The following is a 307-nucleotide window of genomic DNA, read 5'->3' as shown; positions in this document are numbered from 1 at the left end:
TGCATGCGCCGAATTCGGCAGGGTGTTTTCTCACGGCATCTCGGGGACAGGCGCTCATCGCATTGGGCGACCCTCTTGTGGCGACGCATCCGCAAAGCCTATTGGCGTCATTCAAGAACATGGCCGAAGCTGACAATCACTTGCCCTTTTTGTATAAAATCAGCGGCCGCATGGCGCTTGAGGCGCGCAAATTTGGCATGGCTGTCACCACCGTCAGCAGTGAAGCATGGCTTACGCCCTCCGAATTCTGCCTCCAGACCCCAGAATACAGCCAGTTACGCAGCAAATTACGCTAAGCGAAAAAGGC

Annotated in this window: 1 protein-coding gene; it reads left to right on the top strand. The window is 55.4% G+C overall.

What is annotated here, in order from left to right:
* Positions 1–296 (top strand): phosphatidylglycerol lysyltransferase domain-containing protein (locus tag AB9F29_RS21985; protein ID WP_369757259.1); only part of this gene is annotated, 296 nt, incomplete at its 5' end.
* Positions 297–307 lie beyond the last annotated feature (11 nt).

This window comes from Falsihalocynthiibacter sp. S25ZX9, assembly GCF_041205405.1.
GTDB classification, from domain to species: Bacteria; Pseudomonadota; Alphaproteobacteria; order Rhodobacterales; family Rhodobacteraceae; genus Falsihalocynthiibacter; species Falsihalocynthiibacter arcticus.
Note: the sequence above shows the minus strand (reverse complement) of the source record. Positions and strands in the feature narration are given on the sequence as shown.